Raw genomic sequence first — 19698 nt, forward strand, 5'->3', positions numbered from 1 at the left:
GTTGATTGGAGCGGAAGGTGCGAAGACTCCTGCGGGAGGACGGGGCAGGGGAGACCCCACAGGCGCTTTGCGCCGAGGAGGCTCCCCGGACCGCCCGCGGAAAGCGAAGCACCTGAAGCGGAAATCAACAGCCAAGTTTAACATAGCTTTTTTAACAGCGAATCTTCTGGGCCAAAATGACCCGAAGACGCTTCATTACAAAGGAGGAATTACCATGTCAGACGTTGTTAAGATTTCGTTTCCAGATGGGGCAGTAAAGGAGTTCCCACGTGGAACAACAACGGAAGATATCGCCGCTTCCATCAGCCCTGGCCTAAAGAAAAAAGCGATTGCCGGTAAATGGAACGGTCAACTTTATGATCTTCGCCGTCCAATTAATGAAGACGGTTCAATAGAAATCGTCGTCCCTGATTCCAATGATGCTTTAGAGATTTTACGGCACAGTACAGCACACTTAATGGCACAGGCTATTAAAAGGCTTTATCCTGGTGTGAATTTAGGAGTTGGTCCTGTTATTGAGGGTGGTTTTTATTATGATATGGACCTTGAGGAATCATTAACTCCAGAAGATCTGCCAAGGATTGAAAAGGAAATGGCGAAAATCGTCAATGAAAATATTGAAATTGTTCGCAAGGAAGTAAGCCGTGCGGACGCTGTTCAGCTATTTAAAGAAGCGGGTGACCCTTACAAGCTGGAACTAATCGAGGCCATTCCTGATGAGGAAACAGTGACAATCTATGAGCAAGGTGACTTTTTTGACCTTTGCCGTGGTGTCCATGTTCCATCGACAGGAAAAATTAAAGAATTTAAATTGTTAAGCATTGCGGGTGCATACTGGCGCGGTGACAGCAAAAATAAAATGTTACAACGTATTTACGGAACAGCCTTTTTTAAGAAAGAAGATTTAGCTGAGCATCTTCGCTTGCTTGAAGAAGCGAAAGAACGTGACCACCGTAAAATTGGTAAAGAGTTAAACCTTTTCACTAGTAACCAATTGGTAGGACAGGGATTACCGTTATGGCTTCCGAAAGGCGCAACAATTCGTCGTGTGGTTGAACGTTATATTGTTGATAAAGAACAGCGTCTAGGTTATGACCATGTGTACACTCCGGTCATGGGCAGTGTTGATTTATATAAGACTTCAGGTCACTGGGATCATTACCAGGAAGATATGTTCCCGATCATGGAAATGGACAATGAACAATTAGTTCTTCGTCCAATGAACTGTCCACATCATATGATGGTGTACAAGAACAGCATTCACAGCTATCGTGAACTTCCAATCCGAATTGCCGAACTTGGAACAATGCATCGCTATGAAATGTCTGGTGCCCTTTCAGGACTACAGCGTGTTCGTGGAATGACTTTAAATGATGCACATATTTTTGTTCGTCCTGACCAAATTAAAGATGAATTCAAACGGGTTGTTAACCTAATCTTAGCGGTCTATAATGACTTTGATATTAATGACTATTCCTTCCGTTTATCTTACCGTGACCCGCAAGATACTGAAAAGTATTTTGACGATGACGCGATGTGGGAAAAAGCACAATCGATGCTGAAGGATGCCATGGATGATCTTGGTCTTAACTACTATGAGGCAGAAGGAGAAGCAGCATTCTACGGTCCTAAGCTTGACGTTCAAGTTAAGACAGCTCTAGGGAAAGAAGAAACACTTTCCACTGTTCAATTAGACTTCTTATTACCGGAACGTTTTGATTTAACATATGTTGGTGAGGACGGCAAGCAGCATCGTCCAGTTGTTATCCACCGTGGCGTTGTGTCAACAATGGAACGATTTGTTGCCTTCTTAATTGAAGAATACAAAGGCGCTTTCCCTACTTGGCTGGCTCCAGTACAGGTACAGGTTATTCCAGTATCTCCTGGTGCACATTATGATTATGCTAAGCAAGTACAGGAGCAACTTCAAAATGAAGGATTACGTGTCGAATTGGATGGCCGTGATGAAAAAATCGGCTATAAAATTCGCGAAGCTCAAATGCAAAAAATACCATATATGCTGGTTGTTGGTGATAAAGAAGTCGAAGACCAAGCTGTCAATGTCCGTAAATATGGTGAACAAAACTCAGAAACAAAGCCATTTTCAGAGTTTTTAGCAGCAATCGTTGCTGAAGTGAAAAGAGGATAATTTTTATTCGGAAGAGGGAGCAATCTCTCTTTCTTTTTTTTTAATAAAAAAATATATTGAATAATTTTCAGTTTCTTGCTAAAATAAATTTCGTTGTCAAAGGAAATAGTTTGTTTGACAATACGTCTTTGCTTATGTTATATTAACTAAGGTGAAAAATTGAATACTTGTTTTTGGGAAAAGAAGAAGCACCCGCTTCTCACCTGATTGACGCAATTGGCAGTTGGCAGGTTTACGTGAACTTTTTGGTTTTATTACTTATGTTCTGTAAAGTGTGGGTGCATTCATCCGCACTTTTTTGTTTGTTCACTTAATAGCACTGCTAAAAAGCTTTACTACCTGTTGATTCAATAGGGTGTCAGACGTTTAGGTTGAAAAGGGTTCCTTATGATTTTCTTGACCAAAACGTTGTATTCGTGATAAAACCTTGGAGGTGGCTAATTATTAGCAAAGACATGTTGTTAAATGAGGGCATTCGCGCTCGCGAAATCCGCCTAATTGATCAAAATGGCGAACAGTTAGGGATTAAAACCAAAACTGAAGCCTTAGAGATTGCTGGAAGAGTGAATCTTGATTTGGTACTAGTAGCACCAAATGCAAAGCCTCCAGTCGGCAGAATTATGGACTATGGCAAGTTTAAATTCGAGCAACAAAAGAAAGAAAAAGAAGCTCGGAAGAATCAAAAAATCATTACTACTAAAGAAGTTCGTCTCAGCCCAACGATTGATGAGCATGACTTTAATACAAAGTTACGTAATGCGATTAAGTTCTTGGAAAAAGGCGACAAGGTAAAAGCTTCAATCCGTTTCAAGGGCCGGGCGATTACCCATAAAGAAATTGGTCAACGTGTGTTAGACCGTTTTTCAGAAGCGTGCAAGGAAGTTGCAACGATCGAATCCCATCCTAAAATGGATGGCCGGAGCATGTTCCTGGTTTTAGCACCTAAAATCGACAAGTAATAAGGAGGATATCCCAAATGCCAAAAATGAAAACTCACCGTGGCGCTGCAAAGCGTTTCAAGAAAACTGGTTCAGGTCAACTTAAACGTGACCACGCTTATACAAGCCACTTATTTGCTAACAAATCTACAAAAGCAAAGCGTAAGCTTCGCAAAGCATCCCTTGTTTCTAAAGGTGATTTCAAACGCATTCGTCAAATGTTAACTTACATGAAGTAAAAATTTAGTGATCGATTTATATATTGGAGGGAAATTACATGCCACGTGTAAAAGGCGGTACAGTTACGCGCAAGCGTCGTAAAAAAGTTCTTAAATTAGCAAAAGGTTATTACGGTTCAAAACATACATTATACAAAGTTGCTAACCAACAGGTTATGAAATCATTAATGTATGCTTTCCGCGATCGTCGTCAGAAAAAACGCGACTTCCGTAAATTATGGATTACTCGTATCAATGCAGCAGCTCGTATCAACGGTCTTTCATACAGCCGTTTAATGCATGGCTTAAAGCTTGCTGGTATCGAAGTAAACCGCAAGATGCTTGCTGAATTAGCAGTAAGCGATGCAAACGCATTTGCTGAATTAGCAAACGTTGCAAAACAAAATATTAACAAGTAATTAGAAAAGCTAAAAGCGCCCTTAGGCGCTGGAGCTAGACATATGTAAAGGCCATTCTCATAGATGAGGATGGCTTTTTCTATAAGGGGGTATTGGATATGAAAATATGGTTATTGGCCTATCTAATCATGAATATCGCAGGACTCGTGATTATGTGGGAGGATAAGAAGCGGGCAAAAAAACATGAGTACCGAATCCGAGAGAGGACCTTGTGGCTGGTGGCATTATTTGGGGGCGCTGTCGGTACGACGGCAGGGATGCAGCTTTACCGCCATAAAACGAAGCATACATCGTTTAAAATTGGTTTTCCTGTCCTAGCAGTAATCGAACTCGTTCTTCTCATAAAGTTTCTGATCTAAAAAGAGCATGAATGGCGGCTAATCCTGCAAAAATTCCTTCACCGGACTTTTCCAATGGATTTCAGCATTCGGATAACACTCAAGGATTTTTTTATCCATATAAAAAAAGTCATCCTTAACTAGCCCTTTTAGCGAGACTGCATTTTCAGGCGAGATGATGATTGAGACGACGTCAAAGGTGTTGTCAGCAGGACCCATGTATTTCTCACCAGCAAATATAGCACCTTTATAAGTAAGTAAGAAATTTTTTCTGACATCCTGATCATCAATTAATAAAAAACGTTTATGTTTACGGGCAGCTTCTAGTTTTCGTTTCGATGTAAAAAGGGATTTTAACACATAGCTAAATAAGAAGAATAGGAAAAACAACAATACGAAGCGCAGCAACCATATCATGGCTAAGCCTCCTACACCTTTTTTCCTTCTAATACGATTCATCAGGAAAAAAGTTTCACTTTTATCATTTATGGAAATTGGCAGGCTTGATTATTAAAAAATAGTAAAAACAAGTCAATATATTAATCAATAATTAAGCTACATAAAAATTTCTTGAAACGAGGTTCGAAATGGAATATAAATTGAAAGTTAAATTAATAAACGATGATGCTTTATTACCCTATCGAGCGCATGAAGGTGATGCTGGATTAGATTTATTTTCTATAGAGGAAAAAATAATCAAAGCAGGGGAAGCTGGTTTAATAAGAACGGGGTTACAAATTGAATTACCTAAAGGAACCGAGGCGCAGATTAGGCCTAGAAGCGGTCTAGCCTTAAATCACTCCATAACTGTGCTTAATAGTCCTGGGACTATTGATGAAGGGTACCGAGGGGAAATAAAAATTATCCTTATTAATCATGGGAAAGAGGATTTTACAATTGAAAAACAAATGAGAATTGCCCAAATGGTTATTGCCCCAGTATTAAAAGTTAACCTTATAGAAACAGAAATATTATCGGATACGGGTAGATCAGAAGGTGGATTCGGTTCTTCCGGTAAATAAAAGTATTATTGGACATTCGTTCCTTAATTAGAATTTGGGCTTTGCAGCATCAAATTTCTTTAATAAGGTGAGAATGTCCCTTTTCATACTATTTTAATCGATAATCTTCTGAGAATAAAAATAGGTATGGTTCCCCTTTTATACCAAAAAGGATTAGAACATTTTTTATTTTTTTTTATGAAGTATTTCTTCACTTACTTAAGCCGATTCTTCTTATAAAAACTTTTGAATGGATGGTTACGTCTACTTGTGAAAACTCCTGGTTCCAATTCTTCTTATAAAACGTATTCCATGCTTTTGGATATTCTCTGTAAACGGCTTGGCCAAATCCAAATATGTCTGATTGAAAGTCTTTTTGAGCCCCATTCACTACCAATTGAATTCGAGCTTTAATCTCCTTTTCAATATTTTTTTGAGTCTCTTCGATTACTTTTGGATTAAATAATACTAGCTTTGAAGAATTTTCAATTGCACTCAGTTCTGAGGTAACATTTACAGTAAGTTTCATTTGTCCATGTTCAAGATGGGGAAGAATTTTGGTTTTTGATCTAATAATATCAAAACTAATATTTCCCCCGCCTTTTTCCTTTGGGACTTCAATGGAAATGACTCCTCCTTCTATTTCATTACGAAGCCATAAAATTCCACGGGTTTCAGTTTCATCCATCCAACCTATTAGCTTGTCTTTTTTAAATACAGCAGCCCCATTGATAGCCTGTGTTTTTCCTGATTCATTTTTTGTATCTACTTCTAATGAAGTTAATTTATACTGAGGGGCATATGGTTCTAATCCATCTGTAAGAAGCATGTTCAAAAAGTCTCTGACATAAACCTTTAAACCTACACTTAGCTTTGCAAGTTCCTTTGTTTCTTCTGCCGAAATACTTTCTAAATTTGGTATGTTTTTAATAACTTCGGAAGCCTCTCCTTTTGTAAACATGATAAAACTGTTCATTCGAGATTGGTGGAACCTTTTATAAAAATCAATAATATTAGATACTCCCTTCCTAGCTAAAGCCTCACCGATCAATAAGATCCTGCTTTGAGAAAAGAATACACGTCTTGATAGCTTCAGTTGTAAATTTCGGTAAGCTTCAGAAACGGTCACACCTTTCTCTGAAATGACAAATGTACTGCGTTCTTTTCCTCCTCCATTACTTCCTCCAGAGGGTCCTAACTTAGTTGGTATGGCTACTTGAAGGGTTAAGCGAATCATATCGTCTTCAACAAGGTCTAATCCAATCGCGGTAACTATGGCAATATCATTCACTTCAATCCGGTTCCAACAACCTGTAAGCAAAAAAACGTTTATGCCGACTATTAGCAGCTTTCTAATCGCTTTCATAATCCCATCCCGTCCTTTTAAAACGAACTAGTATTTACGGTTTCGGGAACCTAATCTCTTCAAATTCCTTTTTCCTGTTTGTTCTGGGCGTTCATTCATCTTCCACCAAGGAACACGAATAAAAACGTCTTTAAGGTTGTTAAAATTAAGTGGGGCGACAGGGGCCAAATAAGGAACACCAAAGGAACGAAGTTGAACAAGGTGAACTAAAATAAAGAAAACTCCTAACAAGATCCCATAAAACCCTAACGTTGCGGATAAAAAAATCATTAAAAACCGAAGGATCCGAATAGCTCCTGTTAAGGTATAACTAGGAAACATAAATGATGCAATGCCTGTAGTGGATACAACGATGACTAATGGAGCAGAAACAATTCCTGCCTCAACAGCTGCTTGGCCGATTACTAATGCCCCAACAATACTAACGGTTGATCCAATTGGACGCGGCAATCGTAACCCTGCTTCACGCAATACTTCAAAGGTTATTTCCATTAATAGGGCTTCGATAACCGCTGGAAAGGGCACCGTTTCCCGTGAAGCCGCAACACTAAACAAAAGATTGGTTGGCAGTAATTCCTGATGGAAGGTAGTCACAGCAATATAAATGGAGGGAAATAATAGTGCAACCAATAAAAATAGATAGCGGATGAATCGAATAAATGTTGCCACGATAAACTTTCCATAATAGTCTTCAGGAGAACTCATCATTTGAAAAAAAGTCACAGGAACAACAAGAGCAAAAGGGCTATTTTCAACGATAATCCCAATCCTGCCTTCAAGAAGGTTACCGACCACTCGATCTGGTCGTTCAGTTTGCAATATTCGCGGAAACACTGAGAAAGGATGATCCTCAATAAGCTCCACAATGTAGCAGCTGTCCTCAATCGCATCGATATTAATCTGGTTTAATCTACTGCGAACTTCTTCCACGATTGAATGCTGTGCAATCCCATCAAGATAAGTAATGACTACTTCGGTTTGGGAAAGGTTCCCGATTTTTATACTTTCGAATTTAAGTTTAGTTGTTTTTAAGCGTCTTCGAATCATGCTTGTATTGGTTCGGATATTTTCAGTAAAGCCTTCTCTTGGTCCTAAAACGACTGCTTCGGATAGAGGTTCTTCAATTGAGCGCTTTTCCCATGCTTGTTCACTAATAAAAAGGAATTGTTTAAATCCATTAATCAGTAAAACGGTGTCACCTAACAAAATATGATTAATCACTTCCTGGATTGTTTCTCCTTGTTTTACTTGAGCTGAACTTAGTTCTTCTACTATGGTGCCAATTGTCGGTTTAGGGTTATTTAGGAATGCATCATTGTTTTTGACTAAAGGAGTTATGACATTTAATTCAATTCTTTCTATACCCACTAGTCCATCGAGATAAAAAATCATAGCCGAGTATGTAGAGCATATTTCAAGCTCACGATATCTAAAATCTGAAGCCCCTTCAAAATACTTCCTTACCTGTAATCTTCCTGAAGAAACCCTGATAATTGATCGTTTCCTTTTTCCTCCTGAATTTTGTCTCGGTTTTGATTTTGGATAGTCGAATTTAATTTTTTAATTCGTCTTAAATTTCTCAATGAACGTACCACCCTTATTGATTAAGTGAGACTATAGATGGCCCAATTTTTTACGAATCATTGCGATGAAAAGTAATAAAATTGGCACCATGATTTGTAATAGAGTCATAAAATATGGAACATAAAACTTAAATCCAAAAACTAAATGTTCAACATAATTAGGTGAGCTTATGAGCGATAAGGGGGTAATAATTAACCCTAGTGCAATCAATACGGAACGAGTTTGTTTTAACTTGAATAATTGAGAAATAGCAATGGAAGCACCGAATGTAAATCCTCCCACCTTAAAAAATACTCCTGCTACCATCATTAAAATAACTAGGGCATCAAACCGCTCAAGAAAGTCTGCAACAGAAACCATTTGAGTTGCAGCAAGCAGTGTAAAAAGGTCCTGGCTGTAAATTTCCGGTCCTAATGTAGAAATCATCATAATAGAATTAACTGTTAACAGGATTCCTCCGATAACTAGACTGGACAATCCTATCTTTCTTATATTTTGTTTATTACTTAGAAAAGGAAAAAACATCATAATGACAACGGTTTCGCCAAATGGGAAGTTTATGGCTTTTGGAACTGCTTTTTTCAATAGGGGCGTTACACCATTACCTAATAGGAGTTAGATTTTTTACATCAAATGGATCAACACTTAGTAATAGAAGCCAAATCAGGATAAGAGCAAAAATATATATAGGAAAGACGATTTCCGCCATTCGCCCCAAAGTCTCTACTCCGCCCAGCAAGCAATATATCATTAACACCATAAAACTTCCTATTACCACTAAGATTGGGGTTTCAGTTAGGATGGTTGAGACAATCAGATCCCCCAATTCTCTGCACGCTCTTGCAGCAGAATAGGTAAAATGCGCAATATAAAGCAGGATAATGGGATAGGAAAGAAACCTTCCGATTATCTTTGGAAGCATCTGAACGAGTGTATCCCCTGAATAATAGGTTGATAATTGCGTATAAACAACCATTAATAATAGACTGGATACCATTCCGATTAAGATATAGATCCATGCATCCTGCTTCGTGTCTGCCCCTAATCCCAAAATCATCGCGGTGCCTAATACATAGCCTGCCATTAAATAAAAAAGCTGGATTGCACTGATTTTTTCCTTAATCATTAATTTATCTCCCTTTTGCAGTAAAAAAGGCTTATGACATACAAAAGCAAACCCGTCCTTAACAAAGTATTCCTTTTTACTTAATATTCTCCATAAAGATACATGTTATCCATGAAGACTAGATTCCGTGAACCTCTTAAAGAATCAAAGGATGCTGAGTTATTTAAACCAATCAGAGCGAAATTTGTAACTTTACAATTTACTTCTGTATAATAAAATTGTACCTATACAAAGGGGGCGAAATAATGGAAAAACTAGATGAAACCTTGACGATGTTAAAAGAGTTAACTGATGCCAGGGGGATTCCCGGCAATGAGCGTGAAGTTCGCGAGGTCATGGAAAAATACATAGCTCCATTCGCTGATGAAATCACAACCGATGGACTTGGCAGTTTGATTGCTCAAAAGGTAGGTAAAGAGGGCGGCCCGAAAATCATGGTGGCTGGTCACTTAGATGAAGTCGGGTTTATGATTACTCAAATCGATGACAAAGGTTTCCTTCGTTTTCAAACGGTTGGCGGCTGGTGGGGGCAGGTAATGCTTGCACAGCGTGTGACGATTGTTACAAGAAAAGGAGATGTAACCGGGATTATCGGTTCTAAGCCTCCGCATATTTTATCACCGGAAGCTCGTAAGAAACCGGTTGAAATTAAAGACATGTTTATTGATATTGGTGCATCTAGCCGTGAGGAAGCCACTGAATGGGGCGTTCGTCCAGGCGATATGGTTGTGCCATATTTTGAATTTACAGTGATGAACAATGAAAAAATGCTATTAGCCAAGGCTTGGGATAACCGGATTGGCTGTGCAATTGCCATTGATGTCCTGAAACAATTAAAGGGTGTAGATCATCCGAACGTTGTTTATGGGGTAGGTAATGTTCAAGAAGAGGTAGGGTTGCGCGGTGCTAAGACAGCCACTGCAAAAATCAAACCGGATATCGGCTTTGCTGTTGATGTCGGTATTGCCGGAGATACACCTGGAATTTCGGAAAGAGAAGCAATGAGTAAGATGGGGAAGGGACCACAAGTTGTTATCTATGATGCCTCACTAGTAGCGCATAAAGGTTTACGTGATTTAGTGACCGATACAGCCGATGAATTGAACATCCCTTATCAATTCGAGTCCATTCCTGGCGGTGGTACAGATGCAGGGTCAATCCACTTGACACATCATGGGGTTCCGGCGCTTCCGATTACGATTGCGACGCGCTATATTCATTCACATGCGGCTATGCTCCATCGTGATGATTATGAAAACGCAGTGAAGTTGATTGTCGAAGTTATTAAGCGCTTAGACCGAGAGACTGTTGATAAAATTACGTTTGAATAACTTTTTGTGGGGTCCCCGGATGAACTTTGCCGGGGATTTTTTTAAATAAAAAACTGCCGATGGGTAATCGGCAGCTTCAACAAATGATTACTTTAACCCGCTTTCAAGGGTTGTAAGCATTTCTTTTTTCTCATCTTCGGATGAATTTTTCCAAATGATTTCAAATAAAACACCAAGACCTGGGAGCATTTTTTCTTCCCCATTTTGAATGGCATCAACAATGGTATCTTCTAATTGATCTTGTGTATTTCCCGAAACATTGTGAACAATGGCATTACGTAAATTTAAATTCATGTATATGCACTCCTTTTTATCCTGTATTTCTTAAATAGTTTTTCTACTTTTGGTTTTATTATGTATTTTTATTAGGCTATAATTAAAAAATCATCGTAATTGTAAAAGGAGAGCGGGTTTTGAAATATATTGAATCGATAAATAACCCTAAAGTAAAACAGTGGAAAAAGCTTTTAACCAAAAAAGAACGGGATAAGTCAGGAACATTTTTAGTTGAAGGCTTTCATTTAGTGGAGGAAGCGCTAAAACAAGGAGAGCAAATTGTAGAAATCATAGTTTCTGAAAAAGTAGATTTACCTTCCCGCTTCGATACTGGTTCGACGCCAGTAATACAAGTCACGGAAGAGATATCGAATGCATTAACAGATACAGAGGCACCACAAGGAGTTTATGGGGTTTGCCAAATAGCAAATGCTGAAGTGGTAGATGCCAAGACCTTCCTATTTATTGATGCCGTTCAGGACCCAGGAAATCTCGGAACAATGATTCGCACAGCAGATGCAGCAGGGATCGACGCCGTTGTGGTAGGACGGGGAAGTGTGGATATTTACAACTCAAAGGTCCTTAGGTCGGCACAAGGAAGCCATTTTCACCTTCCGATAATAAGAGGCGACCTTCATGAATGGATGGACAAACTCCAGGAAAAAAATATTCCTGTATACGGTACAGCACTTGAAGGGGCATCTGCATATACTGACATTTCCACAGGTGATTCGTTTGCCCTGATCGTTGGAAACGAAGGGAATGGCGTCGGGAAAGACATACTCTCAAGCACCACAGCCAACCTGTATATCCCGATTTACGGCAAAAGTGAATCCTTGAATGTTGCCGTTGCAACAGGGATTCTGCTCTATTATTTGAAAAAATAGGCGGAAACTAGTTTGACCTTTACAGGGAAATTATTATATAATAATGAACAATATTGAATATTAAAGAACGATGACGGAGAAAAGTACCTTATTTAGTGACCATTTAGGGAGAAAGTGCCGCGACTGAAAGCACTTTTATGGAAAGGATAAGCGAAGTTCACCTCCTGAGTTGGCATCGGGACCATTTTCGCGAACGAAAATGTAAAGATGCACCGGCAGATGCCGTTATCCGAATGAAGCGAACACAATGTTTCTTTACATAACGTGTTTACAAGGGTGGTACCGCGAACTATAAACCTCGTCCCTTTCCAGGGATGGGGTTTTTTTGTTTTTTCATTGGTGCCTGACACCGATCAACTGATTAATATTAAGGAGGAATTGACATGCAAGAACGTTTAAAGGAATTGCAGGAAGAGGCTATTCAAAAAATTGAACAGTCGGTAAGCTTAAAAGAATTAAATGACATTCGTGTTGCCTACCTAGGTAAAAAGGGCCCAATCACGGAAGTACTACGCGGAATGGGAAAGCTTTCTGCTGAGGAGCGTCCAGTTATGGGGGCATTAGCAAACGAAGTCCGTGAAGCGATTGCCGTTAAAATTGAAGCCAAACATACGGGGTTAGAAGAGGCGGCTGTTTTAGAAAAATTAGCTTCTGAAAGCATCGATGTTACCCTCCCAGGACGACCAGTTAAGGTTGGAAACCACCATCCACTGACAAGAATCATCGAAGAAATTGAGGATTTATTCATTGGTATGGGGTATCAGGTAGCGGAAGGTCCTGAAGTAGAGCAGGATTATTATAACTTCGAAGCGCTTAATTTACCGAAGGGGCACCCGGCCCGCGACATGCAGGACTCTTTCTATATCACAGAAGATATCCTGCTCCGTACCCATACATCACCTGTTCAAGCTCGTACGATGGAAAAGCACCAAGGCAAGGGTCCTATCAAAATTATCTGCCCAGGAAAGGTGTACCGTCGTGATAATGATGATGCGACACACTCCCATCAATTTATGCAAATCGAAGGTCTTGTGGTCGGTGAGAACATCCGCATGAGTGACCTAAAAGGAACATTAGAAGTTTTTGCGAAAAAAATGTTCGGCGAAGATCGTGAAATCCGCCTGCGTCCAAGCTTTTTCCCATTTACTGAACCTTCAGTAGAAATGGATATTTCTTGTAAAATCTGCGGCGGTCATGGCTGCAGCGTTTGTAAGCGAACAGGCTGGATCGAAATTCTCGGTGCCGGTATGGTCCATCCTAACGTTCTTGAGATGGCTGGATATGACTCTAAAAAATACACTGGCTTTGCTTTCGGTATGGGACCAGAGCGGATTGCGATGTTAAAGTACGGTGTGGATGATATCAGACATTTCTATACAAATGATGTTCGTTTCTTAAAACAATTTTCAAAACACGAGTGAAACTGAATGCTTCAACCCAAGCCGTTGAAGCTTGATAAAAATAAAGGAGGATGACGACATGTTCGTTTCATATAAATGGCTCCAGGATTATATTGATTTAACTGGAGTAACTGCATCTGAATTAGCTGAAAAAATTACAAAAAGCGGTATTGAGGTCGAAGGAGTAGAAATCCTTAACGACGGCATCCAAGGTGTAGTCGTTGGTCATGTCCTTGAACGCGAGCAGCACCCAAATGCTGATAAATTAAGTAAGTGTCTTGTTGATGTAGGCGGGGAACAACCGGTCCAAATTATTTGCGGTGCTCCGAATGTGGCCCAAGGTCAAAAGGTTGCAGTGGCCACAGTTGGTGCAGTTCTTCCAGGTAATTTTAAAATTAAACGGGCGAAACTACGCGGCGAAGAATCGAACGGAATGATTTGTTCGCTTACTGAGTTAGGGATGGAAGGAAAAGTTGTACCGAAAGAATATTCTGAGGGAATCTTTGTTTTTCCAGCGGATGCTGAAGTGGGTGTTGATGCACTTGCCATGTTAAATCGTGACGATGAGATCCTTGAGTTGAGCTTGACTCCAAATCGTGCGGATTGCTTAAGTATGCTAGGAGTTGCCTATGAAGTGGCGGCGATCCTTGGGAGAGAGGTTAAACTTCCGGAAACGAATCTTCAGTCTGCAACTGAAAAAGCATCTGATTATGTGAAAATTGTCGTTGAGGCAAAAGAAGATAACCCATTATATGTGGCAAAAATCATTAAAAATGTAAAAATCGGTCCATCACCTTTATGGATGCAAACGCGCTTGATGTCAGCAGGAATTCGTCCGCACAATAACGTGGTTGATATTACTAACTATATTCTTCTTGAATACGGTCAGCCGCTCCATGCGTTTGATTATGACCGCTTAGGTTCAAAAGAAATCCTTGTCCGCCGTGCAGCAGATGGGGAGAAATTTGTCACGCTCGATGATGCAGAACGCACACTTACAGCTGATCATTTAGTCATTACAAATGGAACTGAACCTGTTGCCCTAGCTGGTGTTATGGGGGGAGCAAATTCAGAAGTAATTTCAGACACAACGACTGTTTTACTTGAATCAGCTTACTTTAACGGGGCTACGATCAGAAAAGCTTCGAAAGAGCATGGTTTAAGAAGTGAAGCGAGCGCTCGATTTGAAAAAGGTGTCGACCCGAATCGTGTTCGTGCTGCCGGAGAGCGTGCCGCCTATCTAATGGCAAAATACGCAGGCGGTGAAGTATTAGAAGGTGCTGCTGAAGCAGACACAATGACGGTTGAGCCGGCAGTTGTTTCGATTACTTTAGAAAAAATCAATCGTGTCCTTGGCACAGACCTTGTGATGAAGGACGTGAAGGAAATCTTTGATCGTCTTCAATTCGGTGTAAGTATCGAAGAAGATACCATCACCGTAACGGCACCGACACGCCGCGGAGATATTAAGATAGAAGAAGATTTACTGGAAGAAGTAGCCCGCCTTTTTGGTTATGATAATATTCCAAAAACGTTGCCGATTGGATCAACTACACCAGGTGGTTTGTCTGAGTATCAGAAAAAGCGCCGTGTGGTTCGTCAATATCTTGAGGGAGCAGGCTTATACCAAGCTGTTACGTATTCACTGACAAGTGAGGAAAAGGCAGCCCAATTTGCACTTGAGAAACGTGATACAATCCGTCTCGCGATGCCAATGAGTGAAGAGCGCAGCATCCTTCGTTTGAGCATCATGCCACAACTTTTGGAAGTATTAAAATATAACAGTGCTCGCCAAAACGATAGTTTGGGTGTATATGAAACAGGTGCGGTGTTCTTAGCAAATGGCATAGACACTCTTCCAACTGAAAAAGAACATTTAGCAGCAGCCGTTACCGGGCTTTGGTCCAGTCATTCTTGGCAAGGGGAGAAGAAGGCTGTTGACTTCTTCGTTGTTAAAGGCATTTTAGAAGGAATGTTTGCTAAGCTTGGCTTACTTGAACAAGTTCAATTTGTTCAAGCACAGATAGATGGTATGCACCCTGGCCGTACAGCGGAAATTCACCTAAACGGTGAGAAAATCGGCTTTATCGGGCAAGTCCACCCAACGGTTCAAAAAGAGCTGGATTTGAAAGATACCTACGTATTTGAACTTTCATTAAAAGCAGTACTTGAAGCAGAAACACCAGCATTACAGTACGAAGCCATCCCGCGCTTCCCGTCGATCACAAGAGACATTGCCCTTGTGGTAAACAGAGAAACGGTGTCAGGCACCCTAAAGGAAATTATTTTAACAAATGGTGCACCGCTCTTGAAAGAGGTTAACGTGTTTGATTTATATGAGGGAGACAAGATGGAAGAGGGCATGAAATCGATCGCGTTCTCTTTGAAATATGTTGATCCAGTGCGTACGTTGACTGATGAAGAGGTAACGAAGGTTCATGAGAAAGTGCTTAATACCTTGAAAGAAAAGGCAGGAGCCGTTCTAAGAGGTTAAATTAATAGAAGCCAGCCCGAATGTGTAGATTTTCGGGCTGGCTTTTTTGTATGTCTGAGGGATTAAAAAAAATCGCTAAAAATCACAAAAAGAGGTTGCACCAAAGGACAACCTCCTTCAAATTCCGCATTAAATTATATTTTCTCAAAAATGGAGTCATAGTTTTTCGCTAAGACCATGTCTAAATCGGTCAATCCGCCTGCATTCCAGGAGGTTAGTCTTAGTGTCACTAATTTATAATCGATCGCAATAAATGGGTGATGATTTTTTTCTTCCGAGAGCTGGGCAATGACATTCACGAACGCCACGCCTTGTAAAAACTCACGGAAGCGGTACTTTTTCACGATGAATTTTCCGTCCAGTTTCCAGCCTGATAATCCCGCAACAGCGGAAGTAATCTCCGCCTCACTTAGTCGATTTGCCACCACTATCCCTCCAAAAACCGATTCTATATATCTATTCTATTCGTAACAACTCCAAAAAACATGTCATTTTCGTTTTTTATTAACAAGTGCCGTCGCTTTGTCGGTATTAGCGAAGTGGAGCTTAACAAAAGATGGGAGGATGTCGCGGCCTTTGCTCATAATCAGCTTGGCTGCAGCTACATCCACCTGTGCCCCGGCACCTTTTGGGATCTTAAAGCCGGCCGCCTCGCTAAGTTTATCGATATATTGGATAAAGGCATAGCGGGCGAGAATACTTGCAGCAGCGACTGCCAAATGGATACCTTCAGCTTTCGTACTAAAATAAACATTCTCTTTGGCAATTGCTTTTTGGCTTTTTAAATGCTGAAAATAGGTACTAGCTTGAACAAATTGGTCGATGAGAATCGCCTCAGGTTTCTCAGGTGAAATTTTGTCTAACACATTTAAGATCGCTTGATTATGTAAAATTGCCTTCATTTTCCCTTGCGACATGCCTGACTGCTGAACCTGATTATATTTTTCGTTTTTTAACGTCATCAAACTAAATGGAATAATATCTTTAATGACCTTTGCGATCGCAATGATTTTTTCATCGTTTAAATCCTTCGAGTCGCGGACACCTAATTCTTTTAATAAAGGGATATTTTCCTTTTTCACGTAGGCTGCCACCACTGTAATCGGCCCGAAGAAGTCTCCCGTACCGACTTCATCTGAACCAATAGCAGACATTTGTCCGATACCAGTTGGAAGGTCACCCTTCGCAACAGATTTCGAATGGGAAGAGCTCGGCTTCTTTGAGGAGGCGCTTGCACTGCCCCATCGACCTGCCTCTTTTTCACTATCATTTCCCTGAAATAAAACTTTACCTGATTTATAAGCTGTGATCATACAAGCAGACGTTTTCGCTGCAAACACACTTCCAGGGATGTTTTTATCTAATAAATTTTTTCCGTAAAAGTTTCTCATTTCCATTATCTTATTCATTTCTAAATTCAATACAACATTACCCATACTACAAACACCACATTTCTAAATAATATAAAATATGCTTTAACTTTTCCACAGATAACGGTTCATGTTATGATATAGAGTAGGATTCTCTGAATGGAGGCAGGACGTTGTCGAATAATCAAAAAAATAGAACAACCGTAGATATATACGGTCAAGCTTACGTTATTATGGGCACGGAAAGTCCAAGCCACATCCGGCATGTGGCTTCATTAGTTGACAATAAAATGCGCGAAATCAGTTCTAAGAATCCAAATTTAGACGCAAGTAAACTCGCCGTTTTAACAGCCGTAAACGCAGTCAATGATTATCTCAAAATGAAAGACCAATTGGATCGGCTTCAATCAGAACTACTAAAAGAAAAGGACTAAAAAATATGTTGGATTTAGCAATTATCATCTTTTTAATTATTGGATTCTTTGTAGGCCTAAAAAGAGGCTTAATACTGCAGCTTGTTCATTTAATAGGTTTTATTATTGCATATGTAGTGGCAAATTCATACTACGAACAGTTAGCCCCCAAGTTAACATTATGGATTCCTTATCCAAACTTTGGAAATATTGCTACATTAAAACTTCTAACTGATAGCAGTAATATGGAAGCAGCTTTTTACCGAGCGATCGCCTTTGTTATTATCTTTGTTGCTGTAAAAGTGTTATTGCAAATTATTGGTTCAATGCTTGACTTTATTGCCCATTTGCCAGTACTTAGGCAGTTAAATGTTTGGGCAGGAGGCCTTTTTGGTTTCATTGAAGTATATTTAGTTATTTTTATTTTATTATATATTTCAGCCCTGGTACCAATTGAATTTTTACAAAATGCTTTGGATCATTCGATTATGGCAAAAGCAATTGTGAATCACACTCCTATCCTTTCACAGCAAATTAAGAGCATGTGGATTGAATATACAGCTGCTTTAACTTCTCTGTAGCAGAGAAGTTTTTCTATTCATGCCTTAAAGTAGGATAAAATGAAAATGCTAAATAATAGGTAGGTGGATAATTAAATGGAAGTTAATAAAAAAGAAATCATTCGTTTGCTAGAAACGATTGCGGTCTATATGGAGTTAAAGGGGGAAAACCCTTTCAAGGTTTCAGCCTTTCGGAAAGCGGCTAACGCTTTGGAAGCCGATGAACGCGACGTAACAGAGATTGAAGACTTTACCGCTATTTCTGGAATCGGTAAAGGCACGGCCGCTGTCATTGATGAATACATAAAGGATGGTACTTCTTCGGTATTAAAGGAGTTGAAGGAGGAAGTCCCAACAGGTCTAATCCCGTTATTGCAGCTTCCGGGGCTTGGCGGAAAGAAAATTGCTAAACTATACAAAGAATTAAAGGTCGTTGATGTTTCCAGTTTAAAAGAAGCATGTGAAGCAGGGCAAGTACAAGCGCTCGCTGGTTTTGGTAAAAAAACAGAAGAAAAAATCCTAAGTGCGATTGCCAATGTCGGCTCAAGACCGGATCGATTGCCGTTAGCTTACATGCTTCCGATTGCAGAGCAAATTGAAGCAACCTTAACCGAATTACCAGATATTCATCGGTTTTCACGTGCCGGAAGTTTGCGCCGGATGAGAGAGACGATCAAAGACCTTGATTTTATTATCGCTACTAATGAACCGGAACGAGTGCGCGGGCATCTATTGGAATTGCCAAATATAAAAGAAGTGATTGGTGCGGGCGATACCAAGGTTTCGGTAGTTTTTGGATATGATTATGATATTTCCGTCGATTTCCGTCTGGTTAAGCCGGAAGAATTTACAACTACCTTGCATCACTTTACCGGATCAAAAGAACATAATGTCCGGATGCGACAATTAGCGAAGGAACGCGGTGAAAAAATCAGTGAGTATGGCGTGGAAAACGTGGAGACGGGGGAAATTCGCACGTTTTCTTCTGAAGAAGAATTTTTCAAGCATTTTGATCTTCCATTCATTCCTCCGGAAATTAGAGAGGACGGTAGGGAAGTAGAAACGTTCTCTGCTACTGAGGAAATAATTGAGCTCGAAGATATCAAGGGTGACCTTCATATGCATTCCACCTGGAGTGACGGTGCCCATTCGATCGAACAAATGGCTCAAGTCTGCCGGGCTAGAGGTTATCAATATATGGCGATTACTGACCATTCACAGTATTTAAAGGTGGCGAATGGTCTAACTCGTGAAAGACTTTTAAAACAAAGAGAAGAAATTAAAAAATTAAATGAAAAGTACGACGATTTTCTTATTCTAGCCGGTGTGGAAATGGATATTCTTCCTGATGGCACGCTTGATTATGACGACGAATTCCTAGCTGATATGGATTTCGTTATTGCCTCCATACATTCTGCTTTTTCCCAATCCAAGGAAAAAATTATGGAGCGGCTTAAAAACGCGTTGACGAATGCTCATGTGGATTTAATTGCCCATCCTACCGGCAGAAAAATCGGCCGCCGCGAAGGGTACGATGTCGATATTGATTTACTTATCCAACTCGCCAAAGAAACCAATACGGCGCTAGAATTAAACGCCAATCCCAACCGGCTTGACCTTGCAGCTGAATATTTACGAAGAGCACAGGATGCAGGGGTGAAAATTCTCATCAATACCGATGCACATAAAATGGATACATTAAAGCATATGGAAATCGGTGTTTCTGCAGCCAAAAAGGGCTGGATCAAAAAATCATCCGTAATAAATGCACTAGATAAAAATGACCTGCTAGAATTTTTGCATAATCGAGGATAAGGAGGTTATCTCC

The 19698-nt window shown here is 40.1% G+C and carries 19 protein-coding genes, 1 pseudogene and 2 other annotated features; of the genes and pseudogenes, 13 read left to right on the plus strand and 7 right to left on the minus strand.

Annotation, left to right across the window (positions count from 1 at the left end; genetic code table 11):
• Nucleotides 1–214: 214 nt before the first annotated feature.
• The 5 genes from thrS (at nt 215) to QF028_RS03350 (ending at nt 4083) form a co-directional block, all read left to right on the plus strand.
• Nucleotides 215–2149, plus strand: coding sequence for a threonine--tRNA ligase (thrS, locus tag QF028_RS03330; protein WP_429464101.1), 1935 nt, complete (start codon nt 215–217; stop codon nt 2147–2149).
• Between the two features lie 174 nt (nt 2150–2323).
• Nucleotides 2324–2455: a sequence feature (ribosomal protein L20 leader region), on the plus strand.
• A 149-nt stretch (nt 2456–2604) separates the two neighbouring features.
• The gene (gene infC / locus QF028_RS03335; protein ID WP_142292242.1) at nt 2605–3108 is read left to right on the plus strand and encodes a translation initiation factor IF-3; all 504 of its coding nucleotides are present in this window, start codon (nt 2605–2607) and stop codon (nt 3106–3108) included.
• 17 nt (nt 3109–3125) lie between these two features.
• Nucleotides 3126–3326: a 50S ribosomal protein L35 gene (gene rpmI, locus QF028_RS03340; protein ID WP_066258063.1), complete on the plus strand. Its 201-nt coding sequence runs from the start codon at nt 3126–3128 to the stop codon at nt 3324–3326.
• Nucleotides 3327–3364: 38 nt separating this feature from the next.
• Nucleotides 3365–3724, plus strand: a complete 360-nt coding sequence (rplT, locus tag QF028_RS03345) for a 50S ribosomal protein L20 (RefSeq protein WP_066258061.1) — start codon at nt 3365–3367, stop codon at nt 3722–3724.
• Nucleotides 3725–3822: 98 nt separating this feature from the next.
• Complete coding sequence (locus QF028_RS03350) at nt 3823–4083, plus strand: DUF1294 domain-containing protein (RefSeq protein WP_429464104.1); 261 nt, start codon at nt 3823–3825, stop codon at nt 4081–4083.
• An 18-nt stretch (nt 4084–4101) separates the two neighbouring features.
• On the opposite strand, the gene QF028_RS03355 is transcribed toward QF028_RS03350, so the two are convergent.
• On the minus strand, nt 4102–4479 hold the full coding sequence (locus QF028_RS03355) for a sigma-w pathway protein ysdB (protein WP_429464106.1): 378 nt from the start codon (nt 4477–4479) through the stop codon (nt 4102–4104).
• 170 nt (nt 4480–4649) lie between these two features.
• On the opposite strand from QF028_RS03355, the gene dut reads away from it, so the two are divergent.
• Nucleotides 4650–5084, plus strand: coding sequence for a dUTP diphosphatase (gene dut, locus QF028_RS03360; protein ID WP_429464108.1), 435 nt, complete (start codon nt 4650–4652; stop codon nt 5082–5084).
• Nucleotides 5085–5274: 190 nt separating this feature from the next.
• Here dut and QF028_RS03365 read toward each other — a convergent pair whose 3' ends face one another.
• From QF028_RS03365 to QF028_RS03375, 3 genes and pseudogenes are all read right to left on the minus strand, one after another.
• Entirely contained in the window at nt 5275–6429 is a 1155-nt protein-coding gene (locus QF028_RS03365; protein ID WP_429464110.1) for a Ger(x)C family spore germination protein, read from the minus strand.
• Between the two features lie 27 nt (nt 6430–6456).
• Nucleotides 6457–7986, minus strand: a complete 1530-nt coding sequence (locus QF028_RS03370; protein ID WP_429472170.1) for a spore germination protein — start codon at nt 7984–7986, stop codon at nt 6457–6459.
• Nucleotides 7987–8043: 57 nt separating this feature from the next.
• A pseudogene (locus QF028_RS03375) lies at nt 8044–9139 on the minus strand (GerAB/ArcD/ProY family transporter).
• Between the two features lie 245 nt (nt 9140–9384).
• Here QF028_RS03375 and QF028_RS03380 point away from each other — a divergent pair.
• A complete protein-coding gene (locus QF028_RS03380; RefSeq protein WP_429464112.1) occupies nt 9385–10470 on the plus strand; it encodes a M42 family metallopeptidase in 1086 nt (361 codons plus the stop codon).
• Between the two features lie 87 nt (nt 10471–10557).
• Here QF028_RS03380 and sspI read toward each other — a convergent pair whose 3' ends face one another.
• The gene (sspI, locus tag QF028_RS03385; RefSeq protein ID WP_088089203.1) at nt 10558–10764 is read right to left on the minus strand and encodes a small acid-soluble spore protein SspI; all 207 of its coding nucleotides are present in this window, start codon (nt 10762–10764) and stop codon (nt 10558–10560) included.
• Between the two features lie 119 nt (nt 10765–10883).
• Here sspI and QF028_RS03390 point away from each other — a divergent pair, with 119 nt between their 5' ends.
• The 3 genes from QF028_RS03390 (at nt 10884) to pheT (ending at nt 15527) form a co-directional block, all read left to right on the plus strand.
• Nucleotides 10884–11633 (plus strand): TrmH family RNA methyltransferase, encoded by a 750-nt coding sequence (locus QF028_RS03390; RefSeq protein ID WP_429464113.1) that lies wholly within the window; start codon nt 10884–10886, stop codon nt 11631–11633.
• A 61-nt stretch (nt 11634–11694) separates the two neighbouring features.
• Nucleotides 11695–11942 (plus strand) — a binding site (T-box leader).
• Nucleotides 11943–12016: 74 nt separating this feature from the next.
• Nucleotides 12017–13054 (plus strand): phenylalanine--tRNA ligase subunit alpha, encoded by a 1038-nt coding sequence (gene pheS / locus QF028_RS03395; protein WP_429464115.1) that lies wholly within the window; start codon nt 12017–12019, stop codon nt 13052–13054.
• Nucleotides 13055–13112: 58 nt separating this feature from the next.
• Nucleotides 13113–15527, plus strand: coding sequence for a phenylalanine--tRNA ligase subunit beta (gene pheT, locus QF028_RS03400; RefSeq protein WP_429464117.1), 2415 nt, complete (start codon nt 13113–13115; stop codon nt 15525–15527).
• A gap of 134 nt (nt 15528–15661) precedes the next feature.
• On the opposite strand, the gene QF028_RS03405 is transcribed toward pheT, so the two are convergent.
• Together QF028_RS03405 and rnhC are read right to left on the minus strand one after the other, a co-directional pair.
• Nucleotides 15662–15952, minus strand: coding sequence for a 4a-hydroxytetrahydrobiopterin dehydratase (locus tag QF028_RS03405; protein WP_429464119.1), 291 nt, complete (start codon nt 15950–15952; stop codon nt 15662–15664).
• Nucleotides 15953–16015: 63 nt separating this feature from the next.
• Nucleotides 16016–16963: a ribonuclease HIII gene (gene rnhC / locus QF028_RS03410; protein ID WP_410883970.1), complete on the minus strand. Its 948-nt coding sequence runs from the start codon at nt 16961–16963 to the stop codon at nt 16016–16018.
• Nucleotides 16964–17070: 107 nt separating this feature from the next.
• Between rnhC and zapA the strand changes: the two genes are divergently transcribed.
• The 3 genes from zapA (at nt 17071) to polX (ending at nt 19685) form a co-directional block, all read left to right on the plus strand.
• A complete protein-coding gene (gene zapA / locus QF028_RS03415) occupies nt 17071–17331 on the plus strand; it encodes a cell division protein ZapA (protein WP_214731856.1) in 261 nt (86 codons plus the stop codon).
• A 5-nt stretch (nt 17332–17336) separates the two neighbouring features.
• Nucleotides 17337–17891: a CvpA family protein gene (locus tag QF028_RS03420; protein WP_429464122.1), complete on the plus strand. Its 555-nt coding sequence runs from the start codon at nt 17337–17339 to the stop codon at nt 17889–17891.
• A 75-nt stretch (nt 17892–17966) separates the two neighbouring features.
• Nucleotides 17967–19685 carry a DNA polymerase/3'-5' exonuclease PolX gene (polX, locus tag QF028_RS03425; RefSeq protein WP_429464124.1) on the plus strand — a complete coding sequence of 573 codons (1719 nt, stop codon included), beginning with the start codon at nt 17967–17969 and terminating at the stop codon, nt 19683–19685.
• The last annotated feature ends 13 nt before the right edge of the window (nt 19686–19698 follow it).

Origin of the sequence: Neobacillus sp. B4I6 (assembly GCF_050434045.1) — a bacterium.
Taxonomy (GTDB): Bacteria; Bacillota; Bacilli; order Bacillales; family Cytobacillaceae; genus Neobacillus.

Coding starts and splice junctions, on each gene's coding strand:
- thrS (WP_429464101.1), top strand. CDS start 215: ATGTCAGACGTTGTTAAGATTTCGTTTCCAGATGGGGCAGTAAAGGAG.
- infC (WP_142292242.1), top strand. CDS start 2,605: ATGTTGTTAAATGAGGGCATTCGCGCTCGCGAAATCCGCCTAATTGAT.
- rpmI (WP_066258063.1), top strand. CDS start 3,126: ATGCCAAAAATGAAAACTCACCGTGGCGCTGCAAAGCGTTTCAAGAAA.
- rplT (WP_066258061.1), top strand. CDS start 3,365: ATGCCACGTGTAAAAGGCGGTACAGTTACGCGCAAGCGTCGTAAAAAA.
- QF028_RS03350 (WP_429464104.1), top strand. CDS start 3,823: ATGAAAATATGGTTATTGGCCTATCTAATCATGAATATCGCAGGACTC.
- QF028_RS03355 (WP_429464106.1), bottom strand. CDS start 4,479: ATGATATGGTTGCTGCGCTTCGTATTGTTGTTTTTCCTATTCTTCTTA.
- dut (WP_429464108.1), top strand. CDS start 4,650: ATGGAATATAAATTGAAAGTTAAATTAATAAACGATGATGCTTTATTA.
- QF028_RS03365 (WP_429464110.1), bottom strand. CDS start 6,429: ATGAAAGCGATTAGAAAGCTGCTAATAGTCGGCATAAACGTTTTTTTG.
- QF028_RS03380 (WP_429464112.1), top strand. CDS start 9,385: ATGGAAAAACTAGATGAAACCTTGACGATGTTAAAAGAGTTAACTGAT.
- sspI (WP_088089203.1), bottom strand. CDS start 10,764: ATGAATTTAAATTTACGTAATGCCATTGTTCACAATGTTTCGGGAAAT.
- pheS (WP_429464115.1), top strand. CDS start 12,017: ATGCAAGAACGTTTAAAGGAATTGCAGGAAGAGGCTATTCAAAAAATT.
- pheT (WP_429464117.1), top strand. CDS start 13,113: ATGTTCGTTTCATATAAATGGCTCCAGGATTATATTGATTTAACTGGA.
- rnhC (WP_410883970.1), bottom strand. CDS start 16,963: ATGGGTAATGTTGTATTGAATTTAGAAATGAATAAGATAATGGAAATG.
- QF028_RS03420 (WP_429464122.1), top strand. CDS start 17,337: ATGTTGGATTTAGCAATTATCATCTTTTTAATTATTGGATTCTTTGTA.
- polX (WP_429464124.1), top strand. CDS start 17,967: ATGGAAGTTAATAAAAAAGAAATCATTCGTTTGCTAGAAACGATTGCG.